This window comes from Streptomyces sp. Act143 (assembly GCF_003143935.1).
Classification (GTDB): domain Bacteria; phylum Actinomycetota; class Actinomycetes; order Streptomycetales; family Streptomycetaceae; genus Streptomyces.
In genome coordinates, this window is the sequence record NZ_QFRX01000001.1 from 5241424 (window position 1) to 5261088 (window position 19665).

The following is a 19665-nucleotide window of genomic DNA, read 5'->3' on the forward strand; positions in this document are numbered from 1 at the left end:
GTGCGGTCGAAGCTGGGGTGCGGGCCGAGGCGCGAGGCCATGACAGACCCTCCTTGACCGGGCCCCGGCCGGGGCCACTGACAACGGCGCCCGGCGAGTGATACCTTCACGAAGGAATTTTTTTGGCGCCCGGCACCGTGCCGGGCCCCGAGGGGGAGGTTCTGGGAATGACGCTGGTGGCGGGAATGGACCGCGGGGTCCGGGTCGACGCGGGGCGCAGGCCCACCTACCTGGTCTTCTGCGACGTCGACGAGACGCTCATCGACTGCAAGAGCATGTTCGACTTCCTGCGCTTTCAGCTGGTACGGCGGTTCGGGGAGGAGGGCGAGCACCGGTACCGGCTGATCGAGGCCGACCTCAAGGGGCGGTCCGCCGCCGGGGTGCCCCGGGAGGACGTGAACCGGGCCTACTACCGCTCCTACGCCGGGGAGAGCGCCGAGGAGATGGCCGCCCTCGGGCGGGAATGGTTCGCCCGCGCCGCCTCGGCCCCCGGGTTCTTCATCGCCGCCACCGTCGCCGAGCTGAACCGGCACCGCGCCGCGGGCGCCGAGATCGCGCTCGTCTCCGGGTCCTTCCCGCCCTGCCTGGACCCCGTCGCCGAGTACGTCGGCGCCCGGTACGTCCTGTGCTCCTCGCCCGTCGTCCACGAAGGCCGCTACACCGGTGAGCTGACCGAGCCCGTGATCGGCGAGGGCAAGCGGGCGGCGGCCCTGCGGCTGCTCGCCGAGCACCCCGGCGTCAATCCGCGCGACTGCTTCGCCTACGGCGACCACCCCTCCGACTTCCCCCTCCTCGACTGCGTCGGCCACCCCCGTGGCGTCGGCGACGACCCCGTCGTACGGGGCTACCTCGCCCGGCGTGCCGACCGGGCCGCGGTGGCCGTCTCCGGGTGCGCGCTGGCCTGCTGGTCCATGGGCCGCGACGAGCAGTCCGAGGGCTGCTCCGGGGAGTGCGCCCTGCCGCTCGGCTGAGGTCACGCGACGGCACACGGGGGAGGGGCGGAGGGCTGCTGCGGCCCTCCGCTCCTCCTCTGTGCAGGGGTGCGGGGTCAGTCGATGCTCCGGCAGATGTGGGGCTCCAGCTCCGCGTCGTCCGCGTCGCCCGCGAGGTGGAGGACCGGTCGCCGTGCCTCGGTCCCGGTGGCCGGCAGGTGCCGGGTGGCGGGGACCCGGGAGAGGGAGGGGCCGCGGGAGAGGGAGGGGACGCGGGGGAGGGAGGGGACGCGGGGGAGGGAGGGGACGCGGGGGAGGGAGGGGCTCTTTGTCTTCGCCATGGTGATCATTCACCTCGCCCCGGCCAGTACCGGCTCCCGCACCTCTGCCGCCGCCCCTGCCGCCGCCTGCGCCGTCGGCACCTGCGCCTGCGTCCGGACCCGCGCCGGGCGGGCATGTGCCGTCGGGGCCCAGCGGAACAGGGCGGAGCCGACCGACATGCCGCCCCCGAAGGCCGACAGCACCGTCAGGTCGCCCTCGGTGAACAGACCGCGGCGGTGCGCCACGTCGAGGGTGATCGGGACCGACGCGGCACCGGTGTTGCCGTGGTGGGCGAGGGCCAGGTGCATCCGGGCGGTGTCCAGGCCGAGCGCGGGCCACACCTCGGCGAGCATCACGCCGTTCGCCTGGTGCGGGACGAAGTGCCGTACCGCGCGCGCCGGTACGCCGGCCCCGGCCAGCAGCTCGTGGACCGCGGCGGGCAGGTTGTCGTGCACGAAACCGCGCACCCCGCGTCCGTCCATCGTGAACCAGTGCGCGCCCTCCGCGACCGTGGCCGCCGACGCCGGGCGCCTGCTGCCGCCGGCCGGCACGCTGATCAGCCGGTGCTGGTCACCGCGCGTGGTCAGGCTGGTGGTGATGCCGCCGGTCCCGGCCGGCACCGGCCCGAGGACGACGGCCCCCGCGCCGTCGCCGAACAGGATGGCCGTCCTGCGGTCCGCCGGGTCCAGGATGCGGGAGTAGATGTCCGCGCCGATGACCAGGGCGTACGGCCCCTGCCCGGACGCGTCGCGCGGCTCGGCGCGCAGCATGCGGTCGGCGGCCGTCAGCGCGAACATGAAGCCGCTGCACACCGAGTTGACGTCGAAGGCGGCGGCCCGGCGGGCCCCGATGAGGTCGGTGACGATGGCCGCGGTGGCGGGCTGCGGGTGGTCGGGGGTGGAGGTGGCGACGACCACGTACGTGATCTGGTCCGCCGTCAGGCCCGCCTGGTCCAGGGCGCGCCGGGCCGCCTGCGCCGCGAGGTCCGAGGTGGCCTCGTGCGGGGCGGCGCGGTGTCGTCGTCGTATGCCGGTCTTGCGTTCGATCCATTCGGCGGTCACCCCCGCCGCCGCACCGACCTCGTCGTTGTGGGCGACGGTCGCGGGCAGGTAGGAGCCGGTGGCGATGATGCCGATCGGGGTGCTGTCGGACATGGGGAGTCTCCTCGTACGAAGGGGCTTTCGCGACGGGTCAGTTGGCGGGCTCGGTGGTGAACTCGCCGAAGCTCGGGCCCTGGAGTTTCAGCTGGGCGTGGATGTCGCCGCCGAGACCGAAGTGGCCGATGGCCCCGCCGTAGTTCTGCTGGTAGCTCATCCACAGCACGACCACGTTGATCACCCGGTTGGCGCCGGGGGTGCCGGGCGCGGGGAAGGGGTTGGGGAGGGTCGCCCGGTAGTGGGCCATGCCGTTGCTGTCGCTGATGAAGGCGTTCGGCACGCCGAGCGGACCGGGACGGGTCGGGCCGGCCGGGTCGAGGTCGTGCTCGCGCAGCGACATGACCGTGTAGAGGCTGTCGGGGATCAGGCCGGTGAAGGCGAAGGAGAAGTCCGCGCCGCGCCGGTGCGCCGGGACGTGCACCTCCAACTGGCCGCGCGCCTTGGCCCATTGGCCCAGGGTGATCGGCTCGCGCACCTTCGGGCCGTCCTCCTCGCGCAGGTCCGGGATGGGGGCGCCGTGCAGCGGGTAGCTGGGGCGGCGCACGTCGTGGGCGTCGGGCCGCTGCTCGGGGGCGAACAGCATCGGGTAGTTGTTGCAGGGCAGCGGGAGGGGCAGCGTGAACAGCTGGACCTGGGCGTCGGGGCCGGTCGGGTCGGTGAGGTCGAGTTCGCGGACGATGTCGTACGGCAGGTTCTGGCCGAGCGGGGGCAGCGGGCTGTCCGGGGAGACCACCGCGCCGCCCCAGGTGGAGACGGTGGTGCCGTCGGGGCCGGGCCGGTTGACGCGGCCGATGACGACGAAGTCGCCGTTCTCGTCGACGATCTCGCTCGGCGGGTAGAGGGGGCCCTGGGTGGTGACGCTGAGGTCGTAGGTCCGGGTCATGGGGGCGGCCGGGACGGCTGCGGGGGCAACGGGGACAGCGGGGGCCGTGGGGGCCACGGGGGAGATGGTCATGTCGGGTGCTCCTTCGCCGACGCCGGGGAGTGAGAGGGAAGAGGGACGGCCGGCCGCGCAACGCCGCGCTCAGTGCACAGGGGTTCCGCGGCCGGCCGTGGGACGGGGGAGGGTGGGGCGTCAGGCGGTGACGCGCTCGTAGATGCGGGTGTACAGGCCGTTGTCGCCTCCGGTGATGTAGGTGTCGCCCGCCTCGCGGACGATCTGCTGGTAGCGCGGCGAGGTGAAGGCCTCCATGTACTTCGCGGGGTCGGCGTCGAAGCCGGACACGAACATCACGCCGGGCTCGGTGCTGGCCAGGGAGTGGAAGGCCTGGAAGCTCTTGACCTCGTCCGTGGTGCGCACGACGTCGAAGATGGTCTCCTCGCGCCAGGCGCGGTACTGCCGGTAGACCCGCGGCACGACCTCGACGTGCCGCATCTGCACGTAGTGCGTGTCGGGCAGGGCGCCGGCGGCCGGCTTGGGGGCCTCGACGAACTGAAGGAACTGGCGGCGGAAGTCGCCCTCGCCCAGCGGGCCGACGGCCTCCCACAGCTTCCACCAGTCGGCGCGCAGCTCCTCCATCCGCTCGAACCCGTCGGTCAGCGGGGCGAGTTCGAGGACGGAGTTGCTCTCCAGGCCGCGGTAGAGGATGCGGCCGTCGAAGCCGGACGCGTCGTTGTGGGCCTGCCAGGCCTCGGCGACGGCGTCGATCTGCTCGGGCTTGGCGAACAGCTCGGTGGCGGTGATGAGGGCGGCGGAAGCGGACATGGTGGTTCTCCTTGGGTGGGTTGCTGAACTGGTGTGTGTATGAGGGGAGTTGCGGCGGAGCCGGGGCGGCTCAGGCGCCGACCAGCGCCGGCTGCTCGACGGTCACCCGCGTGGCGGCGTTCCGCACCGTGTGCTCCACGGCGAACCGGCCGCGGCGGTGCTCCTTGGCCTCGATGACCGGGGCGTCGAAGGCGGTGTAGGTGACGGTGGTGAGGGAGGCGCGGCGGTCGGCCTGGTGGAGGGAGATCTCCGCGGCGAAGGACAGCCGGTCGGGGTTGTCGAGCTCGGCGCGCAGCGAGTGGTAGACGACCGTGGCGTCGACGGGGAAGAGGAAGTTCTCGAAGTCGGTGTTCATCGATTCGATGACGTAGTAGTAGGAGCGGTCGAGGTAGCGGCAGGCGTGGTAGCGCTCGCTGACCGCGAGGAACATCTGCCGGGCGGCCTCGACGGCGACCATGCCCTGGACGTGCTCGCCGGTCTGGTGGTCGAGGAGCAGCTCGTTGTCGTTGTGGACCCGCAGGGTCGCGGAGAACAGGTCGGCCCCGTCCCGCCTGAGGTCGGCTATCAGGGTGTTGCAGCTTCGGTGTTTGTGGGCCTCGCCGCGGCCGGCCAGGGCGGTGGGCCGGAAGTCGAGGTCGAGTCGGTCGCCGAGGCCGAGCAGCAGGGCCGCGTCCCGGACGAGGTCCGCGTCCTCGGCGGTGACGCCCTGACCGGCGCGCACCCGGACCGGCCGGTTGTCCCAGGAGTACACCCCGAGGCGCATCTCCTCGATGAACTGGCTGACGGTGACGACGTCCTGCTGGGCGGCGAATCCGGCGAAACGGTCACCGACGAGCAGCAGGGTCCGGAGGGTGGCTGTGGCTGACATGCGTTTCTCCTTGGTGAGGGAGGAGCGTCGAGGTCGAACGGATACCGCAGGTGGAACGGGTACGGCTGACGTGCCGGACGTGCGGGACGCAGGGGCCTGCCGCCGTTTTCCGCACCGGATCTCCTGGGGATTCCCGGGGTGGCGGGGCCGATGTGAAAGACCGTAGAGGAGTCGCGGTGAGAGTGCAACCATCTAGTTGGTTTTTCTGAACCATCCAGTTGGTTGCAGGGTGGACTACGCTGGTCCCATGGCTGAGACACCCAAGGCGCAGGCGACCCGCGCCAAGCTTCTGGAAGCCGCCGAGGCGGAGTTCTCCGAGCACGGCCTCGCGGGTGCGCGCGTGGACCGCATCGCCGAGCGCTCCGGCGTCAACAAGCAGCGGATCTACGCCTACTTCGGCAACAAGGAAGCCCTGTTCTCGGCCGTGATGGCCAAGGTCTACGCCCATATGTCGGACGCCGTCCCCATCCCCGTCACGGAGGAGGGGCTGCGCTCGTACGTCGGCGAGGTCTTCGACTACCACCGCCGGTCCGACCTCGTCCGGCTGCTGGCCTGGGAGGGGCTGCACTACCGCGACAAGCCGATCCCGGACGAGAAGGAGCGCGAGGCGTACTACGTCCACAAGACGGCCGCGCTCAGCCTCGCCCTCGGCGTCGACGACCCCGCGACCGCCGCCCGGGTGCTCATCGCCCTGATCGGCATCGCCTCCTGGCCGTTCATCGTGCCCCAGCAGCGCCGGCTGATGCTGGGGCCGGACGGGGACACGGAGAGCGGGTGGGCGCTGCTGCGGGCGAGCGTGGTGGCGCACGGGCACTCGATCATCGACAACGTGCTGCAAGGGTCCGTCTGACGCCCGCCGCGCCCCGCGGGGGCCCGTTCGGCTGAGGGAGTCCGGAGTGTTCCGGGCTCCCTTTCTGCTGGTCGGGAGCGGTTGAACCATCTGGTTGGTTCTTAAAAACCAACTAGATGGTTGCGCACGCTCTCCAACCCGGCTACCTTCTTCATCACCAGGCCGAACCCGCCTCGACCGGGTCGCCGGTCAGATCTGACGTCTCGTCACCTGCCGTCTTGCGTACGGGAATTGAGGAAGCCATGAACGCCACCCCTGTCATCGTCGTCTCCGGCGCCACCGGAGGCATGGGCTCGGCCGTCGTCGAGGAGCTCGCCCGCTCGGACGCCACCGTCGTCCTGCTCGGCCGGGACGCGGGCCGCCTGGAGCGGACCCGGCAGGAGATCGACGCCCGCACGGGCGGCGCGGGCCGGCTCGTGACCTACGAGACCGACATCAACTCCGCCGCCTCGGTCGACGCCACCGTCGCCGCCCTGGTCGCCGGGCTCGGCCGGGTGGACGGCCTGGTGCACACCGCCGGCGACGGCCCGCTCGCCCCGCTCGCCGAGGCCGACGACGCGATGTGGCAGGCCACGTTCAACGGCAAGCTCATGGGCGCCGTACGGCTCACCCGGGCGCTCGCCGGACCGCTCGCCGAGGACGGCGGCGGCTCGGTCGTCCTGGTCAGCGGCGTCTTCCGCAAGGACCCCGACCCGCTCTTCCCGGTGAACAGCGCGGTCAACGCAGCCCTCGCCGCCTTCGCGAAGGCCGTCTCCAAGGACCTCGGGCGCGCCGGCGTCCGGGTCAACGTCCTCGACCCCGGTGCCGTCCGCACCCCTCTCTGGGACGAGATCGCCCAGGCGATCGGCGACCGCACCGGCGCCACCGCCGAGCAGGTCACGGCCCAGGTCGCCGCGCAGACCCCGCTCGGCAGGCTCGCGGACCCGGCCGACGTGGCCCGCCTCGCCGCCTTCCTCCTCTCGCCCGCCGCCCGGCACCTCGCCGGCGCCGCGCTCACCCTCGACGGCGGGGCCTCCGCGGGTCTGTGACCCGGCGCCCGCCCGCCACCCCGCTCGACCCTCAACCCCCGTACGCCACAAGGAGCTTCGTCATGCCCATCCTCTCCATGACCACCTGGCCCAACCAGACCGACGAGAAGTGCCAGGAGCTCATCGAGGAGCTCACCGCCACCGTGCACCGCGTCATCGGCGCCCCCCTCGACAAGATCACCGTCTACATCCAGGAGATCCCGCAGAACCGCTGGGGCGAGGGCGGGGTGCTCGGCACGAACCCGGAGTTCGCCGAACTCAGCCGCCGCCGCGCCGCGCCGGTGGACGCCTGACCCGCGCCACGCCCCTCCCCCCACCCCTTCCTCCCGAGGAGAGAGTTTTCATGGCCATCCTGACCCGGTCCGCGCGGACCGACCGGCGCCCGGAAGCACCGGTCGGCGCGCCGCCCGCCGCCCCCCGGTCCAGCTCCCCCACCACCGTCCTCGCCGCCGCCCTGCTCGCCTTCTTCGTCATCTCCCTCGACGGTTCGGTCGTCAACGTCGCCCTCCCGGCCATCTCCCACAGCCTGGGCGGCTCGATGGCCGACCTGCAGTGGATCGTCGACGGCTACACCCTGATGTTCGCGGCGTTCATGCTGTCGGCCGGCACCTTCTCGGACCGGATCGGCGCCAGCCGCGCCTACGCCTGGGGCCTCGCCGCCTTCACGGTCGCCTCCCTGGCCTGCGGAATCGCCCCGAACCTCGGCACCCTGATCGGTGCCCGCATGGTGCAGGGCGGCGCCGCGGCCCTCATGGTCCCGGCCTCCCTCGCGCTGATCCGGCAGACCTACACCGACCCCGGCAAGCGGGCCCGGGCCATCGCGATCTGGACGGCCGCCGGTTCCGTGGCCGTGGCCGTCGGACCGGTCATCGGCGGCATGCTCACCAGCGGGCTGAGCTGGCGCGCGGTGTTCTACCTCAACCTCCCGGTCGGCGCCCTCGGCCTCGCCCTGCTGACCCGCATCACCCCCTCGCCGCGCCGTGCGGCGCCGGTCGACCTGGTCGGCCAGCTGTCGGTGGTGGCGTCCCTGGCCGGCCTGACGTACGCGGTGATCGAGGGCGGACGCGCGGGCTGGACCGGCGTGGACGTGCTGGGGACGCTGGCGCTCGCCGCGGTGGCGATCGCGGTGTTCGTGGTGACGCAGTCGCGGCGCGAGCAGCCGATGGTGCCGCTGAGCATCTTCAAGAACCGCACGGTCCTGGTCTGCCTCGCGGCCGGCTTCACCATCAACGCGGTCTTCTACGGCGCCATCTTCCTGCTCGGCATGTACTTCCAGCAGGTCCGCGGCGCCTCCCCGGTCAGCACCGGCGCGATGTTCATCCCGATGTGCGCGCTGATCTCCGTCGTCAACATGGCGGGTGTGAAGCTCGCGGCCCGCAAGGGCGCCTGGGTGCCGATGACGATCGGGCAGCTGGTGATGACGGCCGGCTCCCTGGTGATGCTGATGGTCACCGACACCACGTCGTACTGGATCCCGGTGCTGCTGCTGGTCCCGATCGGCCTCGGCGGCGGGCTCGCGGTGCCGTCGCTGACCGCGGCGATTCTGGAGAACGTCGACGGCGAGCGGGCCGGCACGGCGGCGGCGGTGCTCAACACCTTCCGCCAGGTGGGCAGTTGCATCGCGGTGGCGGCCTTCGGCGCGCTGATCGCGGACACGGCGCACTTCCAGCGGGGCTTCGACGCGAGCTTCGTGGCGTGCGTGGTGATGCTGCTGGTGACGGCCGCCGGGACGGCGCTGCTGCTGCCGAAGGTGGCCAAGAAGACCGGTGCGTAGGTCCTCGGCCGCGGTCCCGCGGCCGGCCGTGCGGTTCCCCGTGCCCCTGGTGGGCGCGGGGAATCCGCGGTGTGCGGCACGGGTTTCGCAAACAGCAGTTAAAATACCTTCACGAAGGAATTTAAAGCGGGCAGGATGGACCCATGACCGTCATGGAAGAACACACCGTTCCCCATCCCCCACCGGCCTGCCCGGTCGACGACATCGTCGACCCGCTCGACATCCGGGCGGTGCTCGTCCAGGCCCTCACCGCGCTCCGGGCCAGACACACCGACCCGCACCGCGCCGCCGCGTCCTTGCGCCACTGAAGCCAGCAGACCCTCCCGGGGGAAGGATCACCATGTCCGTGAGCGACACCACGACCGAGTACGCGGCCCACGACCGCAAGCGACCCACCGCCTACGTCACCACCCACGCCGAGAAGTACTCCCTGGAGGAGGTCGTCCGCATCAGCGGGCTCGACGCCGACACGCTCGGCTGGTACGAGCGGCAGGGGCTGATCGAGGGCGCCGAGGAGGACCCGTACGGGGTGCGCGCCTACAGCCCCGTCCACCTGCGCTGGCTGGAGTTCCTCAACCATCTGCGCAGCACCGGGATGTCCCCGGCGGACATGAACCACTACGTCGAGCTGTACCGGGCGGGCGACTCGACCATCGCCGCCCGCCGGGACCTGCTGGAGCGGCACCGGGAGGTGCTGCGCCCGCGGGCGGCGGAGTTCACCGCCACGCTGCGCTACCTGGACTGGAAGATCGGCTTCTACCGGGAGCGGGAGGCGGTGCTCGTGCGGGCCGCCGCCGCTGCGGCGTCCGCGCCGAGCGCGGTGGAGGCGTAGGCGGCGGCGACCGGCTCCAGGCGGAGCACCCCGTGCGCGGCGACCGTGTGCACGTCCCGCCACAGGCGGGTGAGCTCGCCGGAGGCGTCGCGCACATGGGCGCCGCCGGTGCGGAAGAGGCGGTCCACGGCGTCGGCGAGGAGGCCGGCGGCCACGGCCGCGTCCCGCTGGTTGCCGGTGACGAGCGCCGGGGTGACCGGGTCGGTGTCGGCGCGGTGCGCGGCCCGCTCCAGGAGCAGGCCGGCCGCGTCGATGTGGGCGGAGGCCACGGCGAGCGTCTCGCGCACCGCCGCGCTGTCGTGCTGCGGACGCCCGCTGCCGGGCGCCTTCGACGCCGCCCACGCGGACCACACCGCCAGCGCCCGGCGGGCCGCGCCCAGCGCGGGCGCGCAGAACATCAGCCCGCCGGCCAGCTGGGCGGGCGCGGTGTGACAGCGGGGGCGGCCCGGGGTGGTGGCGCCGCGCATCAACGCGGCCATCGGGAAGCTGAGTTCGTACGGGACAAAGGCGTCCCGCACGACCGCGGTGTGGCTGCCGGTGCCGCGCAGCCCGGTGGCGTCCCAGGTGTCGAGCACGTCGACGGCGGTGCCCGGCACGGCGAACACCCGGGTCTCCCCGTCCGCCGCGGGCGTGGCCACCAGCACCCACTGCGCGCTGCCGACGCCGCTGACGCAGTTCCAGGTGCCGGACAGCCGCCAGCCGCCGGGCGCCTGTGCGGCGCTGCCGGACGGGGGCATGAGGGCCGCGGAGATCCGTATGTCGGGGGAGTCGCCCCACAGGGTGCGCTGTCCCTCCTCGGGGAGCAGTGCCGCGAACCGGCCGTGCGCGGCCCAGAGCATGGCGACCCAGGCGGCCGAGGCGCAGGCCTCGCCGACCTCGGCGACCTGGTGCAGCAGCGCCGTGAACGTCCCCTCCGTACCGCCCCAGCGGCGGGGCACGAAGTGCCGGGCCGTACCGGCGGCGGTCAGGGCGGCGACCACGGAGGGCACCAACTGCCGCTCGTCGTCGGCCTCCTGGGCGTGTGCGGCGGCGGTGGCGAGTGCGGTGGCCGAGGCGGGCATGCGCGTGCTCCTTGTCGGAAACGTCGGAAGGAAGCGGGGGGAACTCTGTCAGCAACGGGTAAAAAAAGTGCGTTCAAGAAGGTATTGTTCGAGGGCCCTGGCCGCTCTCCCGCCGCTCCGGCCACCATCCGAAGGGACACGTGATGGCGAAACAGGCGCGCTCACTGCGCACCCATGAACTGGTCCTCGACGCCGCCGCGGCCGAGTTCGTCCGGCACGGGTACCCGCGCGCCAACCTCCAGCACGTGGCGGCCCGCACCGGCCTGACCAAGGGCGCCCTGTACGCCCACTTCGCCTCCAAGGAGCATCTGGCGCGGGCGCTGACCGGGCATCTCGACGAGGTCGTGGACGAGCTCCTCGCCCGGCACACGGACGGCGGCCTCCCGGCGCCCGAGCGGCTGCGCGCCCTGTGCTGCGCCCTCGCCGAGCGGGTGGAGTCGGACGTGCGGTTCAACGCGGCGCTGCGGCTGGTGACGGACGAGGCCCAGTCCGCGCCCGAACCACCGCGGCTGGCGGCCGACTTGCGGGCGCTGGCCGCGGGCGGCGGGGACGCCCTGGCGGAACCGGTGTCGGCGGAGTCGCTGGCGGACCTCGCGGTCGTGATCCTGGTGGGCGCCTACTGCACGGCGCCCGATCCGGAGCGGCGCGGACTGGCCGGGCGGGTGCGCGGTCTGTGGGACACCGTCGACCGGAGCCGGACGGCGGACGGGGGTCAGGCCGTCGAGGAAACGGCGACCCGGTGATCCCGGTGCCCGGCGCCGCCGTCCGCCGCCCGGCCGGCCGCGCCCCACAGGGTGCGGCAGGCGGCGACCGGGGTGCCGTTCTGCACGGCGTCCAGGGTCAGCCGGGTGCGGCCGGAGCCGGTCTCCGTCCGGCGCTCGCGCACCACCAGGTCGATGGGGGCGTCCAGTTCGCCGAAGGCCCGGCAGTCGACCTGCATGCCGAGCAGGCTGTGTCCGGCGCCCCGGGCCATGTCGCCGGGGTGCAGCAGGAGGTGGCCGAGCTGGCGGAAGCCCTCCAGGGTGACCATGAGCGGGACGTGGTCGCTGGGGTGGTCGAAGAAGATCGGGTGCTCCACGTCGATCAGCAACTGCCAGGGGCTGTCGGGGCGTTCGCGCACCAGCACGCTGTCCTTGGCGCGCAGCCGGCCCACCGCCTCCGGGTGCACCCGCTCCAGCGTCCGCGGGGCCGGACCGGCCACGGCGACGCCGCGCGGCTTGGCGCCCCGGCCGCGCAGCATGGCGTACCGCTTGTCGTCCACGGCGACGACGTGCAGCGAGCCGCGCCCGCAGGCCCGGCCGCCGACGGTGAGGATCACGTCGAGACGCATGCCGTACCGGTGTGGCGGGCGGTTGCCGACCCACACCCACCGGGCCTCCAGGACGACCGGGACCGGTTCGCCGCCGATGCGCAGGGCGGCCGGGTCGGTGATCTCGAACTCCGAGCCGAAGCCGATGAAGCGGTGGGTGAGCGGCACGGCGTAGTACTCGTGCGCGAGGTAGACCAGGGCCTGGCGGATCGTCTCCATGAACAGCAGTGGGTCGCTGGTGCCGTCGCTGCCGGGCGAGTAGAGGGCGTGGTCGCGCGGCCACTGGGCGGCGACCAGGAAGCCGTCCTCGCCGGTGCGGACGGCGTCGGTGAGGAAGACCTCGGCGATGGCGGCGCGGTGCACCATGTGGCGCGGGACCGGCTGGAGGTAGCTGAGCTGCGGGTGCGCGGAGGGCGCGGGACGGGCGGGGGGCTCCGGGGGTGGTGCGAGAAGCAGCGGACCGTGGGATTCCGCTCGTACGGCGGTCGAGCCTGCCGTGGCCCGTATGGGCGTGGAGACAGGTGTGACGACAGGCTGATGCATGGTCTGAACCCCCAGTGAATGATTCACGCAGACAGCAACACCGGCACAACACCGGCACAGGACTTCCGCCGGTCGAGCCGCCACTTACAATACATTCCCGAAGGTATATTTCAAGGAACGCCAGAGGATGGACAGCATGGCCGTGGAACGCAGCGCAGCCAGGTCCCGGCCCGCCCGGGACACCGCCCCCCGCCACCGGGACACGGGCCTGAAGCAGGAGCGGGCCGTACGCACCCGCGGGCAGGTCCTCGACGCGGCGGCGGAGGCCTTCGCCACCCAGGGCTTCCCCGCGGTGACCGTGCAGGACGTGGCCGCACTCGCCGGAGTGACCAAGGGCGCGGTCTACTTCCACTACGCCAACAAGGAGGCCCTCGCACAGGCCTGCGCCGAGGAGTTCTACCACCGGCTCGGCGTCATCGGGCAGGAGGTCGAGGAGGCCGACCTCTCCCCGCTCCAGGCGGTGACCGAGCTCCTGGAGCGCACGGCGGTCGCCTTCCGGGACGAGACCATGGTCCAGGCCGGCGCCCGCCTCCAGATCGAGCGTTCCCTGATCGGCGCCGAGATGCCCATGCCCTACCTCGGCTACACCGAGTCCCTCACCGGCTGGCTCCGCCAGGCCCGGGAGGCGGGCCAGCTCCCCGCCGGCACCTCCCCGGAGGCCATCGCCCGCGTCCTCGTCTCCGCCTTCTTCGGCGCCCAGCACATCTCCTGGGTTCTCGACGACCGCGCGGACATCGCGGACCGGGTGCAGGAGATCCTGGCGGCGGTGGTGCCGGTGGCGGCGCGGAACGCAGGGTGAGGTCAGGACCCGTGCCGGACAGTGAGCCGGAGCCGGACCAGGGCGTCGACCTCGACCGCGCCCTGGCGGTCGCGACCGAACTGGCCGCCTGGGCCGCCGAGTCGATCCGCCGCCCGCGCCCCGATGCGGTCCGGGAGAAGGACGGCCCCGCCGACATCGTCACCGACACCGACGAGGCCGTGGAGCGACACGTCCGCGAGACGCTCGCCGCGGCCTTCCCCGGGCACGGGATCACGGGCGAGGAGTACGGCGTCACACGGGGCTCCGCCGACGCCCCGCACTGGGTGGTCGACCCGGTCGACGGCACCACCAACTACGCCCACGGCATCGGCTGGTGCTCCTTCTCCCTGGGCCTGGCCGCCCCCGACGGCACCCCGCTGCTCGGCGTGGTCGCGGACCCCTGGCGGCGCGAGACGTTCACGGCGGTCAGGGGCCGGGGCGCCCGGCTCGACGGCACCCCGGTGCACGCGGCCCCGCACACCGCCCTCACCGGCCATGTCTTCCTCACCGAGTGGGCGGCCCACGCCCACTGGCCCGGCATGGACGGCCTGCTGGCCACCCTTGCCGACCGGCACTGCACGGTCCGCGTGATGGGCTCCACGGCACTCTCCCTCGTGCAGGTCGCGGCGGGCCGGGCCACGGCGGCCGGAATCGGCTCGTTCCACCACGTCGACGGTCTCCCGGCCCTGCTGATCGCACGCGAGGCCGGCGCGGTCGCCGTGCCCGAACTGCCGCGGTACGGCGAGCCGTTGCTGCTGGCGGCGCCCGGGGCGGCGGAGGAGGCGACGGAGGTGTGGCGCCGGTTCGTCCGCCCGGACACCTAGGCCCTGGCGTCACCTGCCCGCCTGCCCGGCCCGCCGCTGCGGCGACGGACCGGGCAGTGGGTGCTTCAGCCGGCCGGATCAGACCGTCGGCGAGGCGCTGAACAGGTGCTTCTTGTCGCCCGCGCCGTCGCTGTCCCAGTCGAGGTGCAGCTCGCCGTCGCCCAGGCCCTTGGCGGAACCGATCTTGTAGCTGATCGTGCCGGTGGTGTACGAGCCGTTGTAGTTGGCGTTGGAGTCGCTGTTCTCCAGCTTGTCCTCGATGCCGTAGAAGTTCTTCGACTTCTTCACCGGGTCCGTGCCGGACTGCGACTTCTTGATCTGGACCTTGAAGTAAGCCGCGTCGAAGATCGTGTAGTCGTCGACCTGGCCGTACAGCGGGCCGTCCCAGCTGATCTTGGCGTAGCTGTAGACGGTGGAGCCGGAACGCTTCGCGCAGACCTTGACGGTGAAGTCCCAGTTGTCGGCCCACGGACCCGAGTACGACGGGTCGTCGATGGACTTCTTGCTGGTGGTGCACTTGTAGTCGGCGGCGGCGGCCGGGCCGGCGGCCGTGATCGCCGTGGTGCCCGCGAGCGCGGCGACGACAACCGCGGCGGACGTGGCGCGCTTCAACTTGCGCATGGGGAGCCTTTCTTCGGTCAGGTGCGGTTCACTCGCTGCACAGGAGGTGTGGGGGAGTACCTCGGGCGGGATCGCCCTGCGCGCGTCGTCGTGCAGCGAGCTTGATCGTAACGGGCCTGGCCGGGACGTGAGTTGCCGCCCCGGCAGGGCGGGCGGCATTCCCAGCCGATACACAGGTCCCTGCCATGTGGGCTTTAAGTGTCGACGAAATCGTCGGTGACATGGTCAACTCATCGCACGGACACCAGCCCCGTACGCCCGCCCAGCACCGCTCCCGCCGCTGGTTCATGAACAAGGCGCTCCTCGCGGGCGGCGTCTCCGCCGTCGCCGTCATGGGCGGCTACGCCGCGAGCCAGGCCGGCGCCGAGACGGCGTCCGACGCCGACGCCACGGCGAGCGCCTCCCCCTCCGGCCCGCCGCCCGGCGGCGGCTTCGGGCAGACCATCGCCTACGACGACTTCGTCGGCGTCACCACCGACGGCACGGTCCTCGACGACCTGTACGCGATCCACCGCACCGGCGTCTCCACCACGCCGGTCGTGCGGGCGGGCGCGGCCTTCGTCGACGCCCTGACCGACGAGCAGAAGTCGGCCACCCTCTTCGACATCGACGCCGACCAGTGGCTCGACTGGACCAACGTCGACTCCAACGACCGCGACGGTCTCGCCCTGCGCGACATGACCGAGAAGCAGTACAAGCTCGCGATCAAGCTGCTGAAGGCCGCCCTCTCCGCCCGCGGCCTGGAGAACGCCACCCAGATCCGCAAGCTCAACCACTTCCTCGGCGAGTACGGCGGCGACACCACCAAGGCGCTCAACTACGACGCCTACTGGTTCACGATCATGGGCACCCCGTCGGCGACCGCCCCCTGGGGCTTCCAGTTCGAGGGCCACCACCTGGTCGTCAACTACTTCGTCCTGGGCGACCAGGTCGTCGCGACGCCCACCTTCCGCGGCTCCGAGCCCACGAAGATCACGTACGACGGTGTCGACTACCACCTCTTCCGGGAGGAGACCGCCGCCGGCCTGAAGCTGCTGCGCGCGCTGGACGCCACCCAGCTCGCCACCGCCGCCCCCGGCACCGAGTCGAAGACCGGCACCAACCTGACCGTCGGCGCCGGGAACGACAACGCGGTCCTGCCCTACAAGGGCCTGAAGGGCTCCGAGCTCGACCGCAGGCAGCAGAAGCTGCTCCTCGACCTCGTCGAGGTCTACACCGGCACCATCGACGAGGGCCACTCCCGGGTGTGGCTGCGGGACATCGAGAAGCACCTCGACGACACGTACTTCTACTGGATCGGCGAGTCCGAGGACGACTCGGCGTTCTACTACCGCGTGCACTCCCCGGTCGTCCTGATCGAGTACGACGCCGAGTCCCCGCTCGCGTACCACGAGGACGACGACGCGAGTTCGGCCTCCCCGAGCGCGTCGGCGACCGCCTCGGCCACCGCCTCGGCCGGTCCCGGCGGTGGCATGGGCGGCCCCAACGGCACCCCCACCCAGCAGCACATCCACACGATCATCCGCACGCCCAACGGCAACGACTACGGCGTGGACCTGCTCAGGCTCCACCTGGAGACCGACCACTGAGTCTGTGCCGCTCCGCCCTCTGTGCCGCTCCGCCCTGTCTGTAGTGTGCGGAAATGACAAGAAGTGAGCGGCTCGCGGAGCAACTGGACTGGTACTGGCGCAAGAACCTGCGGCCCCGGCTGGAGGGTCTCAGCGACGAGGAGTACTTCTGGGAGCCGGTGCGCGGCTGCTGGAGCATCCGCCCGCGGGGCACGTCGGCCGCGCCGGCGTCGGAGGGTTCGGGGGCCTGGACGATGGACTCCGCACCCCCCGGCGCGGTGCCGGAGCCGGCGCCGGTGACCACGATCGCCTGGCGGCTGGCCCACATCACCGTCTCCTGCCTGGGCTATCGGGTCGGCTGGCACTTCGGCGGCCAGGACGTCGAGTCCGAGACCTTCGCCTACGCGGGGACCGCTGACGAGGCGCTGAAACAGCTCGACGAGATGTACGGGAGATGGAACGCCGGGGTCCGCGAGCTCTCGGACGCCGACCTGGACCACCCGCCCGCGGTGGGTCCCGAGCGGCAGCCGTGGGAGGTCATCGTCCAGCACGTCAACAAGGAACTGATCCACCACGGCGCCGAGATCTCCCTGCTGCGCGACCTCTACCTCTGGCGGGACGGAGCCGCACCGCACCGGATCTGACGCGCCGTGGACGTGTGCCGCACCGCTCACCACCCGGTGCGCAGCAGGTGGTTGAGGAGCAGCGCGAGCACCGCCTGCGCGAGCAGCCACGCGCGCGGGCGGGTGAGGAACGCGCACGCCGGGAGCAGCCACACCGCGAACGGCAGCCAGATGCGTTCCGTCTCCGCCTTGCTCATGCCGGACAGGTCGGCGACCAGCAGGGCGAGCAGGGCGGCGGTCACGAGGAGCGCGAGACGCGTCGTTCCGGAGTGGCCGCCGCCCTCCCGTCGCAGCAGCAACACGCCCGTGCGGCGCAGGCCGGCCGTCGTCGCCAGGCCGGTGATCAGCACCGCGCACGCCAGGTTGGCCCACACCCAGTAGCCGTAGGGGCGGATGCCGCCCGCGCCCTGGTGGTAGCGGGTGACGAGCAGGCGGTACGCCTCCCACCAGTCGAACCCGGCGAGCGTGAACGCGGTCGGGACCACGGCCAGTCCGGCGAGCAGCGGCACCAGCAGGGCGGGCCGGGCCCGGACGCCGGACCGGCCCAGGACGAGGACCGCCGCCGCGATCAGGGCGACGAGGGTGAGGCCGTAGGAGAGGTAGCAGGTCAGGCCGAACAGCAATCCGGACCCGCCCGCGCACCACAGGGACCCCCGGGTGACCGCCAGGGCCAGCAGCGCCACCGACCAGGCCGCGACCGCCGCGAAGTACGCGTCGGCCGAGGTGCCCATCCACACCGCGGCCGGGGCCAGGACCAGGAAGGGGGCCGCCCGGCGGGCGAGGCTCTCGTCGGCGAGGGCGCGGATCGTGACGAGCACGGCCACGCAGGCCGTCGCACCGACCACGATGCACCACACCCCGGCCCAGCCGCCGCCCCGCAGCCCGATCCGGTCGAGGAGGACGAAGGTGAGGGTGGCGGCGGGCGGGTGGCCGGCGATGTGGGCGGGCCAGTGGTCGGGGGAGCCGAGCAGGATGTGGTCGGTGAAGGTGCGCAGGGTGCCGTGGATGTCGTCGAAGCGGTCGATGACCTGGAGGTACTCGTAGCGGGTGGTCAGGCGGCGGGCGATGCCGCGGTGCCAGCCGTCGATCAGGGCGAGGGAGAAGATCCACACCGTGGCCGTGCCCCAGGCCGCGGGCAGCAGGGCCCGCCAGGGCAGACGGGCGGCGAGGGCGGGACCGTAGGCGACGGTCGCGGCGGCGACGAGGACGGCCGCCGGGGTGCCGGGGCCGAGGTGCGGGTCCCAGGAGGCCAGTAGCGGGGGCCAGGAGACGAACAGGGTGTGGCGGGTGTCCTGGAGGTGGCGGCCGACCAGGACGGCGGCCGTCACCAGCAGGACCGCGGCCCCGGCGGCGTACAGATCACGGCGGAGGCCGGGGCGGGGGTCGCGAGGGAGGTCGTGGCGGGAGTCGCGGCGGGAGTCGCGGCGGGAGTCGCGGCGGAGATCGCGGCGGGAGTCGCCGGAGAGCGAGCGGGTCACGTCGCAAGACGCTAGGCCGGGTCGCGGCCCGTGGCCCGGCTCCCGGGCCGGACGTCAGCGTTTCGTCATGGGTCGCGCACCCTCTCATGGGGTGGTCCGGGCCTACCGTCGGGCCATGCGAGACGATCCGCGGCTTCCCACCACCCCCGGCTTCTGGCGCAGCCCCCTGCGCGGCCCCTGGTTCACCTCGGTGCTGGGGCTGGTTCTGCTCGTCGGCATCACCGTGCTGTTCGTGACGGGACTGCTCTCCTACGCCGCCTACAATCCGGACCTGTCGCCGGTGAACGACAAGACGCCGGACAAGGGGCTCCTCGGCTTCTACCTCTTCGCCTGGCCGACCCACCCGCACTGGCTGTACCGCCTCAACCAGGGCGTGCACGTCACGCTCGGGATCACTCTCATCCCCGTGCTGCTGGCCAAGCTGTGGTCGGTCGTGCCGAGGCTCTTCACGCTGCCGCCGGCCCGCTCGCTCGCCCACGCGGCGGAGCGGATCTCACTGCTGCTCCTGGTCGGGGGCGGGCTGTTCGAGTTCGGCACGGGCGTCCTCAACGTCCAGCTCGACTACGTCTTCCCCGGCTCCTTCTACCCCCTGCACTTCTACGGCGCCTGGGTGTTCTTCGCCGCCTTCGTCGCGCATGCCTTCCTCAAACTCCCCACGGCGCTGCGGGCCTTGAGGCACCTGCGGGAGGAGCGGGACGGGGACAGCGGCCTCGTGACCCCGCGTCCGGCCGCGCCGACCGTCACGCGGCGCGGCGCGCTGTGGTTCGTCGGGGGCGGCTCGCTGCTGCTGTTCGCGACGACGGTGGGGCAGACCCTCGGCGGCCCGCTGCGCCGCACCGCCCTCCTCGCCCCGCACGGCGGCGGCGACCCCGGCAGCGGCCCCAACGGCTTCCAGATCAACAAGACCGCCGCGTACGCCGGGATCGACGCCGCCGAGACCGGCGCGGAGGCCTGGCGCCTGGTCGTGACGGGCCGCACCGGCACGGTGCGGTTGAGCCGCGCGGATCTGCTCCGGCTCCCGCTGCACAGTGCCGCGTTGCCCATCGCCTGCGTGGAGGGCTGGTCGACCGCGGACCAGTGGTGGCGCGGGGTACGGCTGCGGGATCTCGCGGCGCTCGTCGGCCACGACGGCGACGGCCACGCCGTCCCGGACGTGTTCGTGGAGTCCCTCCAACGCCACGGCGCCTTCCGCCGCGCCGCGCTGCGCGCCAACCAGGTGGCCGACCCGCGTTCCCTGCTCGCCCTGTACGTCAACGGCGAGGAACTGTCCCCCGACCACGGCCACCCGGCGCGGATCATCGTGCCCGCGGCGCCCGGTGTGCTCAACACCAAGTGGGTGGCCCGGCTGACGTTCGGAGACCTGTGATGCGCA

Annotated in this window: 22 protein-coding genes; 13 read left to right on the top strand and 9 right to left on the bottom strand. The window is 72.7% G+C overall.

What is annotated here, in order from left to right; all coding sequences use genetic code 11:
• Nucleotides 1-167: 167 nt before the first annotated feature.
• Nucleotides 168-971 carry an HAD family phosphatase gene (locus tag DI272_RS23720; RefSeq protein WP_258314642.1) on the top strand — a complete coding sequence of 268 codons (804 nt, stop codon included), beginning with the start codon at nucleotides 168-170 and terminating at the stop codon, nucleotides 969-971.
• Between the two features lie 77 nt (nucleotides 972-1048).
• Here the strand turns inward: DI272_RS23720 and DI272_RS23725 are convergent, their stop codons facing one another.
• The 5 genes from DI272_RS23725 to DI272_RS23745 all read right to left on the bottom strand — a co-directional run bounded on the left by DI272_RS23725 (nucleotide 1049) and on the right by DI272_RS23745 (nucleotide 4983).
• A complete protein-coding gene (locus tag DI272_RS23725) occupies nucleotides 1049-1273 on the bottom strand; it encodes a hypothetical protein (protein WP_146238383.1) in 225 nt (74 codons plus the stop codon).
• A 9-nt stretch (nucleotides 1274-1282) separates the two neighbouring features.
• On the bottom strand, nucleotides 1283-2407 hold the full coding sequence (locus DI272_RS23730; RefSeq protein ID WP_258314643.1) for a 3-oxoacyl-ACP synthase III family protein: 1125 nt from the start codon (nucleotides 2405-2407) through the stop codon (nucleotides 1283-1285).
• Between the two features lie 37 nt (nucleotides 2408-2444).
• A complete protein-coding gene (locus DI272_RS23735; RefSeq protein ID WP_109497305.1) occupies nucleotides 2445-3365 on the bottom strand; it encodes a hypothetical protein in 921 nt (306 codons plus the stop codon).
• A 120-nt stretch (nucleotides 3366-3485) separates the two neighbouring features.
• Nucleotides 3486-4115: a hypothetical protein gene (locus DI272_RS23740; protein ID WP_109497306.1), complete on the bottom strand. Its 630-nt coding sequence runs from the start codon at nucleotides 4113-4115 to the stop codon at nucleotides 3486-3488.
• A 70-nt stretch (nucleotides 4116-4185) separates the two neighbouring features.
• Complete coding sequence (locus DI272_RS23745) at nucleotides 4186-4983, bottom strand: AfsA-related hotdog domain-containing protein (RefSeq protein WP_181387297.1); 798 nt, start codon at nucleotides 4981-4983, stop codon at nucleotides 4186-4188.
• A gap of 247 nt (nucleotides 4984-5230) precedes the next feature.
• Here DI272_RS23745 and DI272_RS23750 point away from each other — a divergent pair, with 247 nt between their 5' ends.
• The 6 genes from DI272_RS23750 to DI272_RS23770 all read left to right on the top strand — a co-directional run bounded on the left by DI272_RS23750 (nucleotide 5231) and on the right by DI272_RS23770 (nucleotide 9467).
• Nucleotides 5231-5833, top strand: coding sequence for a TetR/AcrR family transcriptional regulator (locus tag DI272_RS23750; RefSeq protein WP_109497308.1), 603 nt, complete (start codon nucleotides 5231-5233; stop codon nucleotides 5831-5833).
• 242 nt (nucleotides 5834-6075) lie between these two features.
• Nucleotides 6076-6861, top strand: a complete 786-nt coding sequence (locus DI272_RS23755) for an SDR family NAD(P)-dependent oxidoreductase (RefSeq protein ID WP_181387298.1) — start codon at nucleotides 6076-6078, stop codon at nucleotides 6859-6861.
• A 62-nt stretch (nucleotides 6862-6923) separates the two neighbouring features.
• A complete protein-coding gene (locus DI272_RS23760; RefSeq protein WP_059194211.1) occupies nucleotides 6924-7154 on the top strand; it encodes a tautomerase family protein in 231 nt (76 codons plus the stop codon).
• Between the two features lie 50 nt (nucleotides 7155-7204).
• A complete protein-coding gene (locus DI272_RS23765; RefSeq protein ID WP_109497310.1) occupies nucleotides 7205-8635 on the top strand; it encodes an MFS transporter in 1431 nt (476 codons plus the stop codon).
• 143 nt (nucleotides 8636-8778) lie between these two features.
• Nucleotides 8779-8943 carry a hypothetical protein gene (locus DI272_RS44615; protein ID WP_181387299.1) on the top strand — a complete coding sequence of 55 codons (165 nt, stop codon included), beginning with the start codon at nucleotides 8779-8781 and terminating at the stop codon, nucleotides 8941-8943.
• 38 nt (nucleotides 8944-8981) lie between these two features.
• On the top strand, nucleotides 8982-9467 hold the full coding sequence (locus DI272_RS23770; protein ID WP_181387300.1) for a MerR family transcriptional regulator: 486 nt from the start codon (nucleotides 8982-8984) through the stop codon (nucleotides 9465-9467).
• Here the strand turns inward: DI272_RS23770 and DI272_RS23775 are convergent.
• Nucleotides 9392-10528, bottom strand: a complete 1137-nt coding sequence (locus DI272_RS23775) for an acyl-CoA dehydrogenase family protein (protein WP_109497312.1) — start codon at nucleotides 10526-10528, stop codon at nucleotides 9392-9394. The genes DI272_RS23770 and DI272_RS23775 overlap by 76 nt on opposite strands.
• Nucleotides 10529-10671: 143 nt before the next feature.
• Between DI272_RS23775 and DI272_RS23780 the strand changes: the two genes are divergently transcribed.
• Nucleotides 10672-11271 carry a TetR/AcrR family transcriptional regulator gene (locus DI272_RS23780; RefSeq protein ID WP_109497313.1) on the top strand — a complete coding sequence of 200 codons (600 nt, stop codon included), beginning with the start codon at nucleotides 10672-10674 and terminating at the stop codon, nucleotides 11269-11271.
• Here DI272_RS23780 and DI272_RS23785 read toward each other — a convergent pair.
• Nucleotides 11241-12380 carry a ScbA/BarX family gamma-butyrolactone biosynthesis protein gene (locus tag DI272_RS23785; protein WP_258314644.1) on the bottom strand — a complete coding sequence of 380 codons (1140 nt, stop codon included), beginning with the start codon at nucleotides 12378-12380 and terminating at the stop codon, nucleotides 11241-11243. The genes DI272_RS23780 and DI272_RS23785 overlap by 31 nt on opposite strands.
• Before the next feature lie 127 nt (nucleotides 12381-12507).
• Here DI272_RS23785 and DI272_RS23790 point away from each other — a divergent pair, with 127 nt between their 5' ends.
• Both DI272_RS23790 and DI272_RS23795 read left to right on the top strand, forming a co-directional pair.
• Nucleotides 12508-13179: a ScbR family autoregulator-binding transcription factor gene (locus DI272_RS23790; protein ID WP_181387301.1), complete on the top strand. Its 672-nt coding sequence runs from the start codon at nucleotides 12508-12510 to the stop codon at nucleotides 13177-13179.
• A gap of 11 nt (nucleotides 13180-13190) precedes the next feature.
• Nucleotides 13191-14003: an inositol monophosphatase gene (locus DI272_RS23795; protein ID WP_109497315.1), complete on the top strand. Its 813-nt coding sequence runs from the start codon at nucleotides 13191-13193 to the stop codon at nucleotides 14001-14003.
• A gap of 78 nt (nucleotides 14004-14081) precedes the next feature.
• On the opposite strand, the gene DI272_RS23800 is transcribed toward DI272_RS23795, so the two are convergent.
• Nucleotides 14082-14624, bottom strand: a complete 543-nt coding sequence (locus tag DI272_RS23800) for a hypothetical protein (protein ID WP_109497316.1) — start codon at nucleotides 14622-14624, stop codon at nucleotides 14082-14084.
• A gap of 221 nt (nucleotides 14625-14845) precedes the next feature.
• On the opposite strand from DI272_RS23800, the gene DI272_RS23805 reads away from it, so the two are divergent.
• Both DI272_RS23805 and DI272_RS23810 read left to right on the top strand, forming a co-directional pair.
• Nucleotides 14846-16213, top strand: a complete 1368-nt coding sequence (locus DI272_RS23805) for a DUF3500 domain-containing protein (protein WP_258314645.1) — start codon at nucleotides 14846-14848, stop codon at nucleotides 16211-16213.
• 53 nt (nucleotides 16214-16266) lie between these two features.
• Nucleotides 16267-16836: a DinB family protein gene (locus DI272_RS23810; protein ID WP_109497317.1), complete on the top strand. Its 570-nt coding sequence runs from the start codon at nucleotides 16267-16269 to the stop codon at nucleotides 16834-16836.
• A 26-nt stretch (nucleotides 16837-16862) separates the two neighbouring features.
• On the opposite strand, the gene DI272_RS23815 is transcribed toward DI272_RS23810, so the two are convergent.
• Nucleotides 16863-18293 (bottom strand): hypothetical protein, encoded by a 1431-nt coding sequence (locus DI272_RS23815; protein ID WP_375138061.1) that lies wholly within the window; start codon nucleotides 18291-18293, stop codon nucleotides 16863-16865.
• A gap of 115 nt (nucleotides 18294-18408) precedes the next feature.
• Between DI272_RS23815 and DI272_RS23820 the strand changes: the two genes are divergently transcribed.
• Entirely contained in the window at nucleotides 18409-19659 is a 1251-nt protein-coding gene (locus DI272_RS23820; RefSeq protein ID WP_109497318.1) for a molybdopterin-dependent oxidoreductase, read from the top strand.
• The last annotated feature ends 6 nt before the right edge of the window (nucleotides 19660-19665 follow it).

Excerpts from the sequence above, each read along its gene's own strand:
- DI272_RS23720 (WP_258314642.1), top strand. The coding sequence starts at position 168 with ATGACGCTGGTGGCGGGAATGGACCGCGGGGTCCGGGTCGACGCGGGG.
- DI272_RS23725 (WP_146238383.1), bottom strand. The coding sequence starts at position 1,273 with ATGGCGAAGACAAAGAGCCCCTCCCTCCCCCGCGTCCCCTCCCTCCCC.
- DI272_RS23730 (WP_258314643.1), bottom strand. The coding sequence starts at position 2,407 with ATGTCCGACAGCACCCCGATCGGCATCATCGCCACCGGCTCCTACCTG.
- DI272_RS23735 (WP_109497305.1), bottom strand. The coding sequence starts at position 3,365 with ATGACCATCTCCCCCGTGGCCCCCACGGCCCCCGCTGTCCCCGTTGCC.
- DI272_RS23740 (WP_109497306.1), bottom strand. The coding sequence starts at position 4,115 with ATGTCCGCTTCCGCCGCCCTCATCACCGCCACCGAGCTGTTCGCCAAG.
- DI272_RS23745 (WP_181387297.1), bottom strand. The coding sequence starts at position 4,983 with ATGTCAGCCACAGCCACCCTCCGGACCCTGCTGCTCGTCGGTGACCGT.
- DI272_RS23750 (WP_109497308.1), top strand. The coding sequence starts at position 5,231 with ATGGCTGAGACACCCAAGGCGCAGGCGACCCGCGCCAAGCTTCTGGAA.
- DI272_RS23755 (WP_181387298.1), top strand. The coding sequence starts at position 6,076 with ATGAACGCCACCCCTGTCATCGTCGTCTCCGGCGCCACCGGAGGCATG.
- DI272_RS23760 (WP_059194211.1), top strand. The coding sequence starts at position 6,924 with ATGCCCATCCTCTCCATGACCACCTGGCCCAACCAGACCGACGAGAAG.
- DI272_RS23765 (WP_109497310.1), top strand. The coding sequence starts at position 7,205 with ATGGCCATCCTGACCCGGTCCGCGCGGACCGACCGGCGCCCGGAAGCA.
- DI272_RS44615 (WP_181387299.1), top strand. The coding sequence starts at position 8,779 with ATGACCGTCATGGAAGAACACACCGTTCCCCATCCCCCACCGGCCTGC.
- DI272_RS23775 (WP_109497312.1), bottom strand. The coding sequence starts at position 10,528 with ATGCCCGCCTCGGCCACCGCACTCGCCACCGCCGCCGCACACGCCCAG.
- DI272_RS23780 (WP_109497313.1), top strand. The coding sequence starts at position 10,672 with ATGGCGAAACAGGCGCGCTCACTGCGCACCCATGAACTGGTCCTCGAC.
- DI272_RS23785 (WP_258314644.1), bottom strand. The coding sequence starts at position 12,380 with ATGCATCAGCCTGTCGTCACACCTGTCTCCACGCCCATACGGGCCACG.
- DI272_RS23790 (WP_181387301.1), top strand. The coding sequence starts at position 12,508 with ATGGACAGCATGGCCGTGGAACGCAGCGCAGCCAGGTCCCGGCCCGCC.
- DI272_RS23800 (WP_109497316.1), bottom strand. The coding sequence starts at position 14,624 with ATGCGCAAGTTGAAGCGCGCCACGTCCGCCGCGGTTGTCGTCGCCGCG.
- DI272_RS23805 (WP_258314645.1), top strand. The coding sequence starts at position 14,846 with ATGGTCAACTCATCGCACGGACACCAGCCCCGTACGCCCGCCCAGCAC.
- DI272_RS23810 (WP_109497317.1), top strand. The coding sequence starts at position 16,267 with ATGACAAGAAGTGAGCGGCTCGCGGAGCAACTGGACTGGTACTGGCGC.
- DI272_RS23820 (WP_109497318.1), top strand. The coding sequence starts at position 18,409 with ATGCGAGACGATCCGCGGCTTCCCACCACCCCCGGCTTCTGGCGCAGC.